Source organism: Halomonas sp. ND22Bw (assembly GCF_003011945.1).
Lineage (GTDB): Bacteria > Pseudomonadota > Gammaproteobacteria > Pseudomonadales > Halomonadaceae > Halomonas > Halomonas halophila.
In genome coordinates this window covers 1-352 of the sequence record NZ_PXWD01000374.1, presented here as the reverse complement: position 1 = coordinate 352, position 352 = coordinate 1, and the positions used below count along the sequence as shown (strand labels likewise).

1 pseudogene is annotated in these 352 nt (G+C 57.7%); it reads left to right on the top strand.

What is annotated here, in order from left to right:
* Positions 1–36 precede the first annotated feature (36 nt).
* Positions 37–352: pseudogene (locus CVH10_RS18505) on the top strand (AMP-binding protein); the annotation flags it as partial.

The following is a 352-nucleotide window of genomic DNA, read 5'->3' as shown; positions in this document are numbered from 1 at the left end:
ATACCCTTGGATTCAGTTGGCGTGACGATTCCAAACATGGTGTGCAAGATTGTCCAACCGGCAACCGGTCGCGAAGTCGAATACCCCACGCAAAGCGGGGTATCAGCTCCTGGAGAGCTGTTGTGCAAAGGCCCGAACGTCATGCTCGGATACCTCGGCGATCCCGCTGCAACGGCCGAAACACTTGACAGCGACGAATTTCTGCACACGGGCGACATCGCAACAGTCGACGCCGACGGTAACGTCTCGATAGTCGATCGACTCAAGGAACTCATCAAGTACAAGGGCTACCAGGTGCCCCCCGCCGAACTTGAAGCTGTCCTCTTGTCGCATCCGGACATCGCGGACGCCG